This window comes from Streptomyces sp. DF42 (assembly GCF_058267695.1).
This window is the reverse complement of sequence record NZ_CM177859.1, coordinates 9,407,823-9,423,932: the sequence shown is the minus strand read 5'-3', so window position 1 is coordinate 9,423,932 and position 16,110 is coordinate 9,407,823. Positions and strand designations below refer to the sequence as shown.

The following is a 16,110-nucleotide window of genomic DNA, read 5'->3' as shown; positions in this document are numbered from 1 at the left end:
TCGGCGGACGACAGAGAGGCGGGGGCGCCGTGAGGCAGGCGTCGCAGGGCGGCACGACGGCTGTGTTGGAGCGGCGGCTGGGTGTCTTCGACGCCGTCGTCATCGGGCTCGGATCGATGATCGGCGCCGGGATCTTCGCCGCCCTGGCGCCGGCCGCGCGGGCGGCAGGCTCGGGGCTGCTGGTGGGACTGGCGGTCGCGGCCGTGGTGGCGTACTGCAACGCCACGTCCTCGGCCCGGCTGGCGGCCCGGTATCCGCAGTCGGGTGGGACGTATGTGTACGGCCGCGAACGGCTGGGCGAGTTCTGGGGATACCTCGCCGGCTGGGGATTCGTGGTGGGCAAGACCGCGTCGTGCGCGGCGATGGCGCTGACCGTCGGCTCCTACGTGTGGCCGGAGCAGGCGCATGCCATCGCGGTGGCCGCCGTGGTGGCCCTGACGGCGGTCAACTATGTGGGCGTGCAGAAGGCCGCCCGGCTGACGCGGGCGATCGTGGCCGTGGTCCTGGCGGTGCTGGCTGCGGCCGTGGTCGTCTGCCTGACCTCCTCGGACGCCCGATCCGGACGGCTGGACATCGGCTCGGACGCCTCCGTCACCGGCGTGTTGCAGGCGGCCGGGCTGTTGTTCTTCGCGTTCGCCGGGTACGCGCGGATCGCCACTTTGGGCGAGGAGGTACGCGATCCCGCGCGCACGATTCCGCGGGCGATTCCGCTCGCCCTGGGCATCACCCTCGCCGTCTACGCGGCGGTCGCGGTGTCCGTGCTCACCGTCCTCGGGCCGAGCGGCCTGGCCCGGGAGAGTGCGCCGCTGGCCGAGGCGGTGCGGCAGGCCGGGGTGCCGGGGCTGGTTCCGGTGGTTCGTGTGGGGGCGGCGGTGGCCGCCCTGGGCTCCCTGCTCGCTCTGATTCTCGGCGTCTCGCGCACCACGCTGGCGATGTCCCGTGACCGTCACCTGCCGCATGCCCTGTCCGCCGTGCATCCGCGTTTCAAGGTCCCGCACCGCGCCGAGCTCCTGGTCGGCACCGTCGTCGCGGTCCTCGCCGCCACCACGGACGTACGCGGCGCGATCGGCTTCTCCTCCTTCGGCGTGCTCGCCTACTACGCCGTCGCCCATGCCTCCGCCTGGACGCTGACCGAGGAGGAGAACCGGCCGCCGCGCCTCGTCCCCGTCGTCGGGCTGGCGGGCTGCCTGGTGCTCGCCTTCACGCTGCCCGCCTCGTCGGTGGCCTGGGGTACGGCCGTTCTGGTGCTGGGAGCCGCAGCCCATGGCGTGCGCCACAGCATCACCGCGCGCGGGGCGTCGTCGTAAAGCCTGCCCTTGGACGAGGCCGTGTCCGTGTTGTTCAGGCGGAGTTGTCGTCGCCCAGGACTTCGCGGGCCAGTTCGGCGAGCGCCTTGCGGTCCTCGGCCAGGGCCTGCCTCCCGGCTTCGGTCGCCTTGTAGATGCGGCGGGTACGGCCGTCCACGAGGCGCTGTTCGGACGTGAGCAGCCCTTCGGCCTCCAGCCGATGCAGGGTCGGATACAGGGTGCCGGGGCTGATGTCGTAGCCGTGGTGGGCGAGTTCCTCTGTCATCCAGGCGCCGTGGATCTCGCCCTCAGCCGCGTGATGCAGGATGTGCAGCCGTACCGCGCCGCGCTGGAACTCCCGCACCCGTCCACCTCCGCGCCCCGACAGGCGGTCACGAAACCGATATCGGCAACCGATCCTACGGGGGAGCAGGCGGACGCTCGACGGGAGTTCAGGAGCCTCAGCCGTTGGCGGCCGAGCGGGCAGCGTGACGGGCGATGCCTGTCGCGGCGAACTCGGTCCCGGCCACGAACCGCATCATCGGCCCGAACATCGGAGCGGCGAGAGATCCGGTGAAGTACAGGCCCGGCACCGACGCCTCCAGCGCGGCCGACAGGTGAGGCGCATTCGAACCACGCACGCAGACCAGAGCGCCCCGCAGCGCGGGAGACAGGAACGGCACCGCGTCCAGGTCGAGCCGATAGCCCGTCGCCGCCAACACGTGATCGACGATCAAACTCTCGGCCCCATGCGGCCCGGCCAGTTCCAAGCGCACCCCGGCCTGAACCGCCTCGGCCCGTGTGACCCGGCAGGACGTGCGTACCCGCACGATGCCCTCGACCCGGTCTCGCAGCCACCAGCCTCCCGACGGCCCCAGCGCCCGCCGGAACAGCAGCAAGCGGGCGGCCGCCGGCATCCGCCGCACCCCGCCCGGCGCCTTGCACACCGCGGCCAGAATCCAGCCAGTACCCAGCGGCGAGGCGGGTTTGGTCACCCGCTCGGTCCAGGCCCGGGCCGGCTCCGGCCTCATCCCCCACAGCACGCGCGACTCGCGGACCAGTACCTGCGCCTCGGCGCCGGACTCGTGCAGCAGGGCGGCGCTCTCCAGGGCGGACTGACCGCCGCCGATCACGGCGACGCGACGACCGGCATAGCGTGACAGGTCGGTGTGGTGGCTGGTGTGGGACACCGACGCGCCGGCCCCCGGCCCCTGCGGGGCGAGGCGCCGCAACTCCGCGGGGATGTGAGCGAGACCGTTGAGGCCGGTGGCCACCACCACGGCGGCCGCCGCGATCTCCTGCCCGTCATCAAGACGGACGCGGAAGCCCGACCCCGGCGAGATCTGGTCGACGGCGACCACCCGGGAAGGTTCCACCCCGCCGACGTACTGCTTCTGGAACCACATCCCGTAGCGCACGAAGACATCGCAAGGGATCGGCGTCAACTCGGTCAGCTCCGGCTCGCCGTGCACCCGACGGAAGTCCGCCAGTCGCCCGCCCGGCTCCGGCGCCGAGAGGTCGGTGGCCTCCGGGGTCGACTTCAAGAACATCCCGGTGGCCATGGCATGCCGCCAACTGCCCATCACCTCACCGAAGATGCGCACGGGCACGCCCGCGGCCAGCAGGTGGGCGGCCACCGACAGCCCGTACGGGCCGGCCCCCACGACGACGACCGGAAGCCCGGCGCACCCGGTGAACCCCCGCCGATGGGCAGGGCGTTGCCCCGGAAGCGACTGCGTCATGCATCCCCCTGCATGTCCCGACGCCGCCTTCCCCAAAGCAGCGCAAACCTCGGGATGGCGCGCACGGCGCTACGCCGAGACACCTGTCCCCCTCCGCAGCTCAGTCTGACGTGTCGCCCGGTATCGGTCGACGATATCGGCGCACGTTGACCAAAACCTGGTCGAACCGAGGCTGCGGATTGCCCACCCATCCCCCTGGCCTCAGCAGGCCCACGAGCAGGCGTCCGGTTTGGTCATGTCCGGGACTCCTGCGCCGAAGGCGCCCACAGGGAAAATCCGCCGCTCCTGCAGGCCGGGGGGCCCATGGCGGTCCCGTCTCCCGCGGCAGAGGGTGGAGGGGAGAGCCGTCCTACGAGTCCGGGGGTCCGGTGCCGAGTCGTCTCACAGCGCGTGCCTCGACCAGCGGCGTCGCATCGGCGACGGGCACGGCCTCGCCTCCCGACCCGTCGGCGCCACCCGTGCAGCGGCTGCGTGCGGACGAGGTGTTCACGGCGTTCGGCGGTTCGCCGCGCGGGCTGTCCACCGGTGAGGCAAGCGCGCGGCAGGGGATGCATGGACTCGATGAGCTGCCTCGCCCGCGGCGCGAGGGCGTGTGGCGGCGCTTCCTGGCCCAGTTCACCGCTGCGCCAGCTCATGGCCGAACGGGGCATGTTCCAGACGTCTGACTTGGTCCCGCTGCTGGCCGAGCGGGGCATCGCGCTTTCGCGCGAGCAGGTCTACCGGCTGGTGACGCAGCCGCCGCAGCGGCTGAGCATGGATACCCTGGTCGCGCTCTGCGACATCCTGGAATGCACCCCGAACGACCTGATCAAACCCGAGGTCGTCAACGCACAGGTCCGTAAGACCGCCGACGGCCAGACCGGAGACCTCCCGGTCACTCGGCGCCGGACCGTTATCCGCCGCCCCGATGGATCATGACGAGCGAGCAGACGCTCCGGCAGCGCCGACGTGAACTTGAGCAGGTGAGGGTCCGTCTGGTCGGCCACATCCAAGGGGCGACGGGCCGGCGCTTGACGCCCGCGCAAGTCCAGGCCGCTCTTGGGCAGGCGAAGGCCTGGGCGCCCGCTCCCGCCGGGGAGTTGGACAGGCACCTGGCAGAGCATCCGAATGCGCTGTCCGCTCCGTCCCCGCACTGCCCCGAGACGCTCGTCCGGCTCGCACATCTGCTGGACGAGGCGGGCTTCGGCGACGCGGTCAACAGGCCACGATGTGTCCGCTGCGGCCGCACGGACCCGCTGCCCCTGCGGGCGTCGCCGCAAGGCCGGTGCTGCGGCTGGTGCGCCTCCAAGACCCGGATCAAGATCTGCGGCCGGTGCAAGAAGGACGGGCTGATCGTGACCCACCGTGAGGACTGTCCGATCTGCCGACGCTGCTACGTCAAGGACCCACTGGTCGTGACGGAGTGCGCCGGCTGCGGCAAGAAGCGCGCTCCGGGCAGTGCCAAGGACGACTGGAGTACCTACCCGGCAGCCCGCGTGATGACCAAATCCCGGCCGTCGTCGTGCCGCCCAGTACCGACAGGACCCCGTAGCTGGCCATCGTCCGGACGCGTCCGGACTCTCGCCCAACTGCGGGGTACCAACCCCGACCATTCCGTCGACGCTAGGCGGCTCGTGCGTCAGCCACGCCCTCCGCCGCTCGTCTACTGGGGTGTCGGCGCGGCGTTGGCCCGGATCACCCTCGCCCCACCGGACCATGTCACCCAGTCCGAGGGCATCCCCGCGCAGCCTCGCAGCACAGCCCATCCCCCGCAACGGCCCCGTGCGATGGCGGCGCTTCCCGCAAGACGCCTTCGATAGTACGGTCGCGCGCGTCACCTGCGCCCGCCGGAGGATTCTGCATGTCCGCACGCTATTTCGAGGACTACACACCAGGCCACGGCAGGGCCGCGCCACGCGCGGCCCTGGACTCCGACGCCCCCAGAATCGACCTCAACGGGGAGTGGGCGTTCCGGTTCTCACCCACCCTGCGCCCGGAACCGGACGGATTCGAAGCCCCGGACTTTGACGACGGCTCCTGGGACGCCCTTCGCGTCCCCTCGCACTGGCAGCTGAACGGCTACGGCCGGCCCATCTACGTCAACATCGCCTACCCGATACCGGTCGACCCGCCCTTCGTCCCGGACGAGAACGAGACCGGGGACTACCGCAGGACCTTCGACCTGCCCGCCGGCTGGGCGGACACGCCGGTGGTGCTGCGCTTCGAGGGCGTGGACTCCTGCGCCCGGGTCTGGCTCAACGGCCGCGAGCTGGGTGTCACCTACGGCAGCCGTCTGCCGAGCGAGTTCGACGTGACCGGGCTGCTGCGGCCCGGTCGCAACGTGCTGGCGGTCCGGGTGCACCAGTTCTCCGCCGGCACCTACCTCGAGGACCAGGACACCTGGCGCCTGTCGGGTATCTTCCGCGACGTGTCCCTGCTGGTCCGCCCCGCGGGCGGCATCCGGGACGTCTTCGTGCACGCCGACTACGACGCGGACACCGGCGCGGGCCGGCTCCGGGTGGAGGCCGACGCGGACGCGCCCGTGCGGATCGACATCCCGGCCCTCGGGATCCACGACCAGCCGGCCGAGAGCGAGTTCGCCTTCGCGGCGGTACGGCCCTGGAGCGCGGAGGATCCGCAGCTCTACGAGGCGTACCTGGCCACCGGCAGCGAGCGGGTCCGGATCCGGGTCGGGTTCCGCAGCGTGGCCGTCGACGAGGCCGGGGTGCTCCGGGTCAACGGCCGTCGGACGGTGCTGCGCGGCGTGAACCGGCACGAGTTCGACCCCGATCACGGCCGTGCACTCTCGCTCGAAGCCATGTGCCGCGACGTGGAGTTGATGAAGCAGCACAACATCAACGCCGTGCGCACCGCGCACTACCCGCCGCACCCCGCGTTTCTCGACCTGTGCGACGAGCTCGGCCTGTGGGTCATGGTCGAATGCGACCTCGAGACCCACGGCTTCGAGCACGCCGACCCGGAGCGCTGGCAGCGCAACCCCTCCGACGACCCCCGCTGGCACGACGCCTGCCTGGACCGCATCGAGCGGACCGTGGAACGGGACAAGAACCACCCGAGCGTCATCCTGTGGTCGCTCGGCAACGAGGCCGGGGACGGCCGTAACCTTCGGGCCATGTCCGAGTGGGTCCGGCAGCGCGACCCGTCCCGCCCGATCCACTACGAGGGCGACCGGCTCGGCGAGTACACCGACGTCCACGCCGAGATGTACCGGCCGCCCGCCGCCGTCGCCCGGATCGGCCGCGGACAGCTGCTGCCGGGCGAGGTCAACTACCCACCCCGCGCCGGCTCCGGCGACCCGGCGGACGACCCGCGCAACCGCAAGCCCTTCCTGCTCACCGAGTTCGCCCACGCCATGGGAAACGGGCCCGGAGGGCTGGCCGAATACCTGCAGCTGTGCGACGAGTATCCGCGGGTCCAGGGTGGCTACGTCTGGGAGTGGATGGACCAGGGACTGCGCACCCACGACGCCCAGGGGCGCGAGTTCTTCGGCTACGGCGGCGACTTCGGCGAGGACCTGCACGACGGCAACTTCATCTGCGACGGCCTGGTCCTGCCCGACCGCACCCCCTCCCCCGGTCTCCTGGAGTACGCGAAGGTCATCGCCCCCGTCCGGATCGGCCCCGGCCCGCAGGCGGACACCCTCACGGTGGAGAACCACTACGAGGTGCTGGACCTGTCCCACCTGCGGTTCACCTGGTCGCTGGCCCGCGAAGGGGTCGAGCTGGACCACGGCGTGCTGCCCACACCAAGGCTCGCGGCCGGGGAGCACGGCCGGCTGCCGCTGCCCCGGCCGGCCCCGCCGGGCGGACAGGACGGCGCAGGCGAGCTCTGGCTCACCGTCCAGGCGGAGCTGGCCAAGGCCACCGACTGGGCCCCCGAAGGTCACGTGGTCGCCTGGGGACAGCTCCAGCTCTCAGCGACCGGCCGCCGGCAACCGATCGGCCTGCCGGGCCCGGCCCGCAGCGAGGGCGAGCACATTCTGCTCGGCCCCGGCCGCTTCGACCGGACCACCGGAGCTCTGCTCTCCATCGGCGAACTCCCCCTCCACGGACCACGGCTGAACCTGTGGCGCGCCCCCACCGACAACGACCGCGGCTGGCACCAACGCGACGCCGCCTACTGGAAGGACCGCGGGCTGGACCGACTGCGGTGCCGCACCGTCTCCGTCACCCCTGACGCACATGGCATGACCGTCGTCGTCCGCAGCGCCGCCGCCGCGGGCAGCTCCGGCTACCTCACCACCTACCGCTGGGACAGTGACGGTGACAGCCTGCGCCTGCGAGTGCATGCCGAACCCGTCGGCCACTGGCCGGAGCGAGGCGACGACTTCCCCGACACCATGGTGGACCCGGCACTCCCGCCGGAGGAGTACCACGAGCTGGTCCGCAGGAACAGGTCCCGCTCACTGGCCCGCATCGGACTCGACTGGGAGATCCCCGCCGTCTGGTCCCAGGTCGAGTGGTTCGGCGCGGGCCCGGGCGAGGCCTACCCCGACTCGCATCAGGCAGTTCGCGTCGGACGTTTCCACGCGACCGTGGACGAGCTGCAGACGCCCTATGTGCGCCCCCAGGAGAACGGCAACCGTGCGGACACCCGCCGGGCCACCTTCACCGACGGAGCCGGGAACGGACTGCGCGTCGCGGGCGAAGAGCCGTTCCATTTCGCCGCCCGCCGCTGGACCGACCAACAGCTTGACGCCGCACGGCACCACAGCGATCTCGTCCCGGGCCCGGTGATCCACCTCCACACCGACCACGCCGTCCAGGGCCTCGGCACCGCCGCTGTGGGTCCCGGTGTCCTGCCTCAGCACCGGCTCGAACTCACGTCGGCGGAATTCGCGTTCATCCTGACTCCCCTGCACCAGAGCTGAGACCACCGAGCGGCCCGCCGCACCAGAGTTCCTGGTGCGGCGGGCCGCTCCGTGCTCCGATGGCCAGCCCTGCTCGGCCCCACGCGAGAACCGCATCTGCCTGTCCCCGTCGCCGCGCCCGCCGTGTCTTCCATGCCACTGACCGGTGTTCGACAGGATCAGGACCCACACAGCCGCCCGGATCCAAGGTCTACCGGAGGTCCGCGGTCCACGCCCGGTACGGAGCCCACGTCAACACTGCGCCGCCAGTCCGCTCGCGCAGCCAGGCCAGTTGGACGGGCGGGTTGGAGCCATGGCCGCCGCCGTGGTCGGCGAAGGACCAGACGGTCATGGTGCAGTCCTCGCCCGCGTAGTGGTTGAAGGAGGCCTTCATCGCGGAATAGCGCATGGTCAGAAAACTGCTTCTTCACCAGTAAGGCCCGGCCCCGTGCCGGTCACCACGACCTCAGCCCCGGGCTCCACTGCCATATGGCGCGTACAGGTCCAGCAGACGGGTGCGGGCCGCGTTCAGCCTGCGGACGACGGCCTCGCCCACCCACAGCGCGATCGAGCGCCCCATCTCGGGATCGGCCTCACACATCTGCCGGACAGCCTCGGCGTCGAACTCGTGGGCCCGCACCGGACCCACCGTCCGGGCACCGAACCGCCACCTGTGAGGCTGGTACAGCCAGGACCAGCCGAGGAGTTCACCGGCTCCCAGGGTGTCGATCACGGCCGCGCGGCGTCCGGGCACGCGCATGTCGAGGGCGATGGTGCCGGACTCGACGATCCAGAAGTGATCGGCCCGGCCACCCTCGACGAACAGGCGGGTGTCCGGTGGGTAGCACACATCGTGCGCCATGCTCATGAGCCTCCCCCGGTGCACGGCGGGGAGGTTCCGCGTGATGCGAGATGTGGTCACGGTGGTCATGGCTGCGCCTCCTCCTGCGATCCCCTGCCTTCAGAGTCGGCCACGAGAGCGGGGAGCACATGGGCCGATCGGCCCCCGTCAAGAAGGCCGGCGGGGCCGGCTCCGCCTCCCACGGGGCCCCCGGGTACGGCTCAGTCGTTCCAGGTCCGGCCGGCCGGCCCCACACAGTCGCGTGGCGGACCCCGGCAGACGGGATCCGCCACGCTGCCGCGGTCGTCGACTCCACGACCGACGGCTCACAGCCTCTCCGCGATCACGCTCCGGCGCCCCGTGCCGAAGGTCGGTCCTCGCCGTCCTGGCGATGGACCGGTGCAGTGGTTCGGCCCGAACACCGAGGCCACCGTCAGGTGGACATCACCGCCCTTGACGCGGTGTCGACGACGTGCGCCGGGAACGCACCCGCCGCGGGTTCATGTTTGCCCTCGCCCGGGTGGAACAGGACCTCCGGGACCACCTGGAGGCGTACGGGCTCGCCGAAGCGGTGGGCAGGGAGCGCGGATCTTCCCCACCCTGCGCATGGAGCCATGTCAGCCCTTCACGAGCGGGGGGCCGCGGTCGGGTGCGGTCACGCGTCGTCGTTCCGGGAGGCGGGGTGCTCGATTGGCGCCGCTCCACGCGCCGCTGCTGCGCGCGCAGATACGGCGCGTCGAGCGCCGTACTGAGCACGAAGGTGACAGCCATGGCGATCACCAGGAGCGAACTGTCGCCTGCCACCAGGGTGGCGCGGGCCGCCGGACGGCCCGTTCGTGGGACCGGGTGGCCCCTGGCCCGTCGCGGGCGGCGGGCCCACGCTGGCAGTGGTAGCTCCGTACGCCTGACCGGAGGCACGTCATGAACGCTCCAGCCATCATGAGCATGCCGCGGGCGCTGTCCGCCGAGCACCGTCAGCGGCTGCTGCGACTCGCCCGGGAGGTGTCGTTCCCGATGGGAGCCCGGCTCTTCGAAGAGGGAGGTCGCGCCGACCGGTTCTGGATCATCCGCACCGGCACGGTCGACCTCGACATACGTGTGCCCGGTCGCAGGCCGGCCGTCATCGAGTCCCTCGGACACAACGAACTCGTGGGCTGGTCCTGGCTGTACCCCCCGCACACCTGGCAGTTGGGCGCCGAGGCGTCCTCGCCGGTGCGGGCGTACGAGTTCGACGCCACCACCGTGCGGACGATCTGCGACGAGGACCCCCACTTCGGCCGGAGCGTGGCCGTGTGGGTCGGCATGGTCGTGTCGCACCGGCTGCAGGCGGCCCGCATCCGGCTGCTGGACCTGTACGGCCCGTACGGCAGCGGGAGCCTCGGGTGAACGCGAGCGCCAAGGCGTCATGCATGCCTTCCCGCACATCGTGAACGACGTGATGACCCGGGACGTGACCGCCGTGAGCCGTGGGACGGCCTTCAAGGACATCGTGCGGGTCATGCAGGACCGCAAGGTCAGCGCGGTTCCCGTGGTGGACGGCGGCGACAAGGTCCTGGGGATCGTCTCCGAGGCCGGCCTGCTGCCCGAGGAGGAGTTCCGTGACAGCGGCCCCGACCGCCGTACCCGGCTGCGGCGGCTGTCCGACCTGGCCAAGGCCGGCTCGCTCACCGCCGACGAGGTGATGACCTCACCCGCACTCACCGCCACGCACGTCTGACCTTCCGCATCGGTCACCCCCCTCAGGCGCGCCCCGAGGACGGACACGCCTGAACGGTCTCCCCAGATCACCGCTGACGGGAGGAGTGGTCGCCCGTCGGGGCTCGCCGACGCGGAGGAGCGGGGCCGTGGTCGGTGAGATCTGGAGGCCTTCCGCGGCCCGGCGCAGGGGCCCGCCCTCCTCGACGACGCAGACGGCCGGTTGCTGTCAGAGGTGCATCACGGTGGGGCACCTGGGCCCTTCTCCTGCTGGTCGGGGCGGGCGGTGCGACCGCTGCGAGTCAGTGTTTGGCGAGGGTGGGGCCGTCCCCGCGCAGCACGGCCAGGTGGCGGCGGTACTGCTCCTCGTCGATCTCTCCCCGGGCGAAGCGCTCCGCCAGCAGTTGCTCGGCCGAGGCGACGGTGGCGTCGGGGGGAGGGGTGGTGGGGGTCTGCGGGGGCATCGAGGCGTTGTTCAGGCTCCGGTAGACGAGCACGGCCACGGTGATGAGCAGAGCCCACAGCAGGACCATGGCGATCGACATCGTGAACCAGCCCCATCCGTTCATGTCGTGCCCGTTCCAGTACATTCCGGACCTCTTCTCGTCGCTCATGGCGTGCGACATGTCGTACGCGCGAAGTCCTCTTGACCGACAGCCTCACACCCCGGAGGGCCGACGGAGATGGGCCGTCCGGTCTCGGCCCGGGTCCATGCGGCCCCCGTCTGCCCTAACTCCCCCAGCACCAGCCGGCCGGTGTCCCCCGGCTGCATGCAGACCGCCCGGTCCGGCAGTCGTACGTCGATCGGTGAGCCGTCGGACGACGGCACCGCGATCTCCAACAAGCCGCGCTCCAGCCGCAGCCGCACACCCCAGTGCTCCTGGTAGCGCAGGGCGAACCCGTAGGAGGACAGCTCCGGCAGCGGCACGGGATCGAGCCACAGCGCCCCACCTCGCGTCTCCAGTCCGGTCAACCCGCGCTGGACGAGATCGAGAGTGCCGGCCATGGCGCCGAGGTGGATCCCCTCGCCGGTGGTGCCGCCCTGCACGTCGGCGATGTCGCCCCGGAGGGCCTCCAGGCAGAACTTCCACGCCTCCGCGCGCCGGGCACGGGCCAGCACCCAGCCGTGGACCAGCCCACTGAGCGTGGAGCCGTGGCTGGTGCGCTGCAGGTAGTGGTCCACGGTGCGCCGCCAGACGTCCTCGTCCAGCCGCAGCCCCAAGCGACGGAACAGACCTTCCAGTTCGGCCGGTGAGAAGAGATAGCCGAGCATGAGGACGTCGGCCTGTTTGGAGGCCCGGTAGCGGTTGGCGGTGTCGCCCTCGGCCTCCAGGATCCGGTCCAGGCGCCGGATGTCGCCATAGCGTTCGCGGTAGCCCTCCCAGTCGAGCTCGGCCAGGTCGCCATAGCCCTCGAACTGGCTGATCACACCCTCGTGGAAAGGCACATGGAGCGTCCGCGAGACGTCCTCCCACTGTTCGAGTTCGCCGCCGTCCAGCCCTGCACGCTCGACGAGTTCGCGCCGCCGCGGTTCCGGCAACGACTCCAGCAGCTCCATGGTGCGGGCGAGCACCCAGGCTGCCGTGACGTTCGTGTACGCATTGTCGTCGAGGCCGGGCTCCTTCGCGTCGGGGTACGCATCGTGGTACTCGTCGGGACCCACCACGCCTTTGATGCGGTGCCGGCCGAGGCTCTCGTCCCAGGTGGCGGAGTCGGCCCAGAAGCGGGCGATCTGCAGCAGCATCTCGGCGCCCTTGGTGTGCCGGAACTCGGCGTCACCGCTCGCCTCGCAGTACTGCCACACGTTGTACGCGATGGCCGATCCGACGTGGTGCTGGAGGCGGGAGTGATCGGGCAGCCACCGTCCCGAGCGCGGGTTGAGGTGCAGCCGCTGGGACTCCTCGCGCCCGTCGCTGCCGCTCTGCCAGGGATAGAGCGCACCACGGCGGCCCAACTCCCGCGCGGCGGTGCAGGCCTGTTCGAGGCGCCGGTGGCGGTAGCGGAGCAGCGCGCGGGACACCTCGGGGAAGTGCAGGTTGAGGTAGGGCAGGACGAACAGCTCGTCCCAGAAGACGTGTCCGCGGTACGCCTCGCCGTGGAGTCCGCGGGCGGGCACGCCGACGTCGAGGTCGGCGGTGTGCGGGGAGAGCGTCTGCAGGACGTGGAAGAGGTGCAGTCGCAGCACAAGGCCCGCCTCCCCGTCGACGTCGAGGTCGGCCCGGCGCCAGAGCTGGTCCCAGGCCGTGAGGTGCGACTCCAGCAGGTCGTCGAAGCCCGGCGCCCGGGTCACCCGGTCGACGGCGGCGAACAGCGGATCGCTGATCGCCGGGTCGCGCGAGGTGTGCACGGCGACGGTCTTGTCCACGACGGCGGTACGTCCGGCCACGAGGTCCAGGCTCAACCGCTGGACGGCGCGCGGGACTTCGTGGCTGATCGTGGCCGGCACGCCGGCGTCGAGGCGGGCCGCCATGGCGATGCGGATGTCCGAGGTGCGGGTGCGGCAGCGCAGCCACACCGTGTCCGGGGCGGCCGTCCCGGTGTGCACGTGGGTGAGGTGGCGGCCGTCGAGGTCCCGGTAGCGGGTCACGCCCGCGTTGGTGACGGAACCATCGAGGGCGGCCTCGACATCGAGCAGGCCGGAGAAGCCATCGGCCGTGAACTCGGTGCGCAGGGCGGCGACATGGGGATCGGCCATGTGCACGAGCAGCTGCTGACGCACCGCCAGTACGCGCCCCGCACCGAGGTCGAACCTCGTTCGGCGCTCCATCAGCCCCGCGGACAGGTGCAGGGTCTCCCGGTGCTCCAGCACGGTCGCCGTGTCGGGCGTGAGCCACGGCCCGCCGGCGAGGCGGAAGCGGAGCGGCAGCCAGTTCGGCAGGTTGACCATGTCCTCGTTCTCGACCTGACGGCCCGCCACGTCCGAGGTGAGCCGGTTGTAGCAGCCCGCCACATAGGTGCCGGGGTAGTGCACCCCGTCGGCGGGGCACTCGGGCAGCGCCCCCCGCGTGGCGAGGTAGCCGTTTCCCACCGTGCACAGCGCCTCCCGCAGGCGCGCGTCGGCGGGCTCGTAGCCCTCGTACTCCCAGGTCCAGCCCGTCACGTCGGTTCTCCTTGTGCGACCGGTTCTCCAAGATCGGGTACGGCGATGTCGGCACCGTGCCACAGCACCGACCGACGCCCCGCAGCATCGCGGGACGTCATCGGGTGTGCGGCGGCGCGTGGTCACGTCTGTTGCGGCACGATGGCCACCGGGCAGTCGGCGTGGTGCAGCAGCATGTGCGCGACCCGGCCGAGCTGGAGACCGACGTGACCCTTGCGGCGCTGGGCTCCGACGATCAGGAGGTCGGCGCCGGCCGAGCGGTGCAGCAGCACCTTGCGGGCCGGTCCCTCCACGGTGATCCGGCGCATCCGGACGTTCGGGTGCTCCGCGACCGCCTCCTCCAGGAGGTCGTCGAGCAGGGCGGACGCCTGCTCCTCGTGCAGGTGCGCCGGTTCCTCAGCTAGCTTCGGGTGGTCGGCACTCTCGTGGGCGGGGCAGCGCCAGGCGCGCACGATGTCCAGGGAGCATCCGCGCACCTCGGCCTCCCGGAAGGCGAACCGCACGGCCTCACGGCCGGTCGCCGGGTCCCCGGCGCCGAGCAGGATCCGCTCGTGGGCAGCCGTCAGCCCGGCCTTGTCGCCGCGGACGACGATCACCGGGCCGTGGGCCCGGGCCGCCACGGCCAGTCCGACCGAGCCGAGCAGCAGACCCGCCAGCTCTCCGCGGCCGCGGGAGCCGGTCACCAGGACGGAGGCGTTGCGGCCCTCGCTCAACAGCGCAGAGACCGCGTCCTCGGGGATCACCTCTGCGGTGACCTTCACTTCGGGGTCGCGCCGCCGGGCACGCTCCGTGGCGGAGGCGGCGATGTGCTCCGCCAGCACCCGCTCCGAGGGGCGTTCCACACTGCCGGAGGGTACGTCGCCCTCGTAACGCTCCCACTTCGAGGCATACACCAGGCGCAACGGCAGGCCGTGCCGGGCCGCCTCGTCCACGGCCCAGTCGACCGCTGCGAGACTCCCGTCCGATCCGTCGACACCCACGACCAGGGGCAGCTCCATCTTCCCCACCGCCTTTCGTCGGTCCGTGCGGGGACGCGGTTCAGGGCTCCCACCTCACCGTGGCACCGGTGGAACGGCTTCAGCAGGGGTGATTCGGCCCCGGCGGCGGGGCCGCTCGGCCCAGGCTCGTGCCCGCTCAGCATCTGGGCCGCTCACCACCACGCCCGGACACTGAGAGGAACTCGACCGTCTCATTGGGTCCGGATCGAGGTGCACCACCGACTCCAGGAAGGCAGTCATCGTCCCTCTCATCCTGATCGGTGCGGCCGTATGGGGAGCGTGCCTGATCTTCGTGCCGGTTCGCTCGTCGTCGCTTCGTCCTTCTGGCCGCCGGCATCCTGGGCCTGACCGTCCTCATGGGCACGACCGGCGGGGTCCGGCGGCCCGGTGAGGGCGAGACGGTCATCGAGACGCACTTCATCGGCGACCCCGATCACCCTCGGCACTACCGGACCTGAATGGCACGGACTCCGGCCGGAGCAGTGGCCCGGCCGGAACTCTCTTCATGCCGGGGGAACGGGGACGACCTCGCGCTGCGGCCCGCCGAGCACGACCTTGAGCGCGCCGGTGTCGGCGGCGTGGGCGAAGACCTCGTAGGCCTCCTCCATGCGCTCCAGCGGGAAGCCGTGCGTGACCAGCTGTGAGGTCGGCAGCCGTCCGGCCGCCGCCATGCGCAGCAGGGTGGGCGTGGAGTGCGTGTCGACCAGGCCCGTGGTGATCGTCACGTTCTTGATCCACAGGTCTTCCAGGTGCAGGATCGCGGGCTTGCCGTGGACACCGATGTTGGCCACGTGCCCGCCGGGCCGCACCATGCGCGTGCACAGCTCGAAGCTCTCCGGCACGCCGACCGCCTCGATGACCACGTCTGCGCCGAGCCCGTCGGTGAGGTCGGCGACCAGCTGCTCCGGCTCCTCGCTCGCGTCGGCCACCGCCTCGGCGCCGAGCTTCCTGGCCGCCTCCAGGCGGGACGCGGCGAGGTCCACGGCGACGATGCGCTCGGGCGCGAACAGCCGGGCCGTGGCGATCGCGGCGAGCCCGATGGGGCCGGCGCCGACGACGGCGACGGTGTCTCCGGGACGCACGTGCCCGTTGAGCACGCCCACTTCGTACGCGGTGGGGAAGATGTCGGCCAGCAGTACGGCGTCCTCGTTGTCCACCGCACTGGGCAGCGCGTGCACGGACAGGTCGGCGTACGGGACGCGGACGTACTCGGCCTGGGTGCCGTTGATCAGATGGCCGAGGATCCAGCCTCCGCCGCCGCGGCACTGGCCGTACATGGCCTCTCGGCAGTAGCGGCACCGCCCGCAGGCGGTGATGCAGGAGACCAGCACCCGGTCCCCGGGACGTACGGTGCGCACGTCGCCGCCGACCTCGACGATCTCACCGACCGCCTCGTGACCCAGCACCGTGCCCGGGCTCACCTCGGGCACGTCGCCCTTGAGGATGTGCAGGTCCGTGCCGCAAATGGTGACGGCGTCGACCCGCACGATCGCGTCCGTGGGCTCTTCGATGCCCGGGTCCGCAACCTCTTCCCAGGCGCCCTGTCCCGGGGCGTGGAACACGTAGCCTTTCATGTCCGACCTCACCCTCTTGATGCGC

General features: G+C 71.6%; 13 protein-coding genes and 2 pseudogenes. 7 read left to right on the top strand and 8 right to left on the bottom strand.

Annotated features, from left to right (window positions below):
- Positions 1-29 precede the first annotated feature (29 nt).
- A complete protein-coding gene (locus ACYUED_RS43360; protein ID WP_491289876.1) occupies positions 30-1,307 on the top strand; it encodes an APC family permease in 1,278 nt (425 codons plus the stop codon).
- A 34-nt stretch (positions 1,308-1,341) separates the two neighbouring features.
- On the opposite strand, the gene ACYUED_RS43355 is transcribed toward ACYUED_RS43360, so the two are convergent.
- A complete protein-coding gene (locus tag ACYUED_RS43355; RefSeq protein WP_491289875.1) occupies positions 1,342-1,650 on the bottom strand; it encodes an Rv3488 family transcriptional regulator in 309 nt (102 codons plus the stop codon).
- 97 nt (positions 1,651-1,747) lie between these two features.
- Entirely contained in the window at positions 1,748-3,028 is a 1,281-nt protein-coding gene (locus ACYUED_RS43350) for an FAD-dependent oxidoreductase (protein WP_491289874.1), read from the bottom strand.
- Positions 3,029-3,138: 110 nt separating this feature from the next.
- On the opposite strand from ACYUED_RS43350, the gene ACYUED_RS43345 reads away from it, so the two are divergent.
- The 3 genes from ACYUED_RS43345 (at position 3,139) to ACYUED_RS43335 (ending at position 7,898) form a co-directional block, all read left to right on the top strand.
- Entirely contained in the window at positions 3,139-3,693 is a 555-nt protein-coding gene (locus ACYUED_RS43345) for a cation-transporting P-type ATPase (protein WP_491289873.1), read from the top strand.
- The gene (locus ACYUED_RS43340; protein WP_491289872.1) at positions 3,590-3,946 is read left to right on the top strand and encodes a helix-turn-helix domain-containing protein; all 357 of its coding nucleotides are present in this window, start codon (positions 3,590-3,592) and stop codon (positions 3,944-3,946) included. Before ACYUED_RS43345 ends, ACYUED_RS43340 begins: the two co-directional genes overlap by 104 nt.
- A gap of 922 nt (positions 3,947-4,868) precedes the next feature.
- Positions 4,869-7,898, top strand: coding sequence for a glycoside hydrolase family 2 TIM barrel-domain containing protein (locus ACYUED_RS43335; RefSeq protein WP_491289871.1), 3,030 nt, complete (start codon positions 4,869-4,871; stop codon positions 7,896-7,898).
- A gap of 190 nt (positions 7,899-8,088) precedes the next feature.
- On the opposite strand, the gene ACYUED_RS43330 is transcribed toward ACYUED_RS43335, so the two are convergent.
- Both ACYUED_RS43330 and ACYUED_RS43325 read right to left on the bottom strand, forming a co-directional pair.
- Complete coding sequence (locus ACYUED_RS43330) at positions 8,089-8,286, bottom strand: hypothetical protein (RefSeq protein WP_491289870.1); 198 nt, start codon at positions 8,284-8,286, stop codon at positions 8,089-8,091.
- Between the two features lie 57 nt (positions 8,287-8,343).
- Positions 8,344-8,808, bottom strand: a complete 465-nt coding sequence (locus ACYUED_RS43325) for a cyclic nucleotide-binding domain-containing protein (RefSeq protein WP_491289869.1) — start codon at positions 8,806-8,808, stop codon at positions 8,344-8,346.
- A gap of 306 nt (positions 8,809-9,114) precedes the next feature.
- Here ACYUED_RS43325 and ACYUED_RS43320 point away from each other — a divergent pair.
- The 3 genes and pseudogenes from ACYUED_RS43320 to ACYUED_RS43310 form a co-directional block, all read left to right on the top strand.
- A pseudogene (locus ACYUED_RS43320) lies at positions 9,115-9,321 on the top strand (sodium-independent anion transporter); the annotation flags it as partial.
- 318 nt (positions 9,322-9,639) lie between these two features.
- The gene (locus tag ACYUED_RS43315; RefSeq protein WP_491289868.1) at positions 9,640-10,104 is read left to right on the top strand and encodes a cyclic nucleotide-binding domain-containing protein; all 465 of its coding nucleotides are present in this window, start codon (positions 9,640-9,642) and stop codon (positions 10,102-10,104) included.
- A 19-nt stretch (positions 10,105-10,123) separates the two neighbouring features.
- Positions 10,124-10,420: pseudogene (locus ACYUED_RS43310) on the top strand (CBS domain-containing protein); the annotation flags it as partial.
- Positions 10,421-10,715: 295 nt separating this feature from the next.
- On the opposite strand, the gene ACYUED_RS43305 reads toward ACYUED_RS43310, so the two are convergent.
- The 4 genes from ACYUED_RS43305 to ACYUED_RS43290 all read right to left on the bottom strand — a co-directional run bounded on the left by ACYUED_RS43305 (position 10,716) and on the right by ACYUED_RS43290 (position 16,085).
- Positions 10,716-11,027, bottom strand: coding sequence for an SHOCT domain-containing protein (locus tag ACYUED_RS43305; protein ID WP_491289867.1), 312 nt, complete (start codon positions 11,025-11,027; stop codon positions 10,716-10,718).
- On the bottom strand, positions 11,024-13,513 hold the full coding sequence (locus tag ACYUED_RS43300) for a glycoside hydrolase family 65 protein (RefSeq protein WP_491289866.1): 2,490 nt from the start codon (positions 13,511-13,513) through the stop codon (positions 11,024-11,026). Before ACYUED_RS43300 ends, ACYUED_RS43305 begins: the two co-directional genes overlap by 4 nt.
- 122 nt (positions 13,514-13,635) lie before the next feature.
- Positions 13,636-14,511, bottom strand: coding sequence for a universal stress protein (locus ACYUED_RS43295; protein WP_491289865.1), 876 nt, complete (start codon positions 14,509-14,511; stop codon positions 13,636-13,638).
- 503 nt (positions 14,512-15,014) lie between these two features.
- A complete protein-coding gene (locus tag ACYUED_RS43290) occupies positions 15,015-16,085 on the bottom strand; it encodes a zinc-dependent alcohol dehydrogenase family protein (protein WP_491289864.1) in 1,071 nt (356 codons plus the stop codon).
- Positions 16,086-16,110 lie beyond the last annotated feature (25 nt).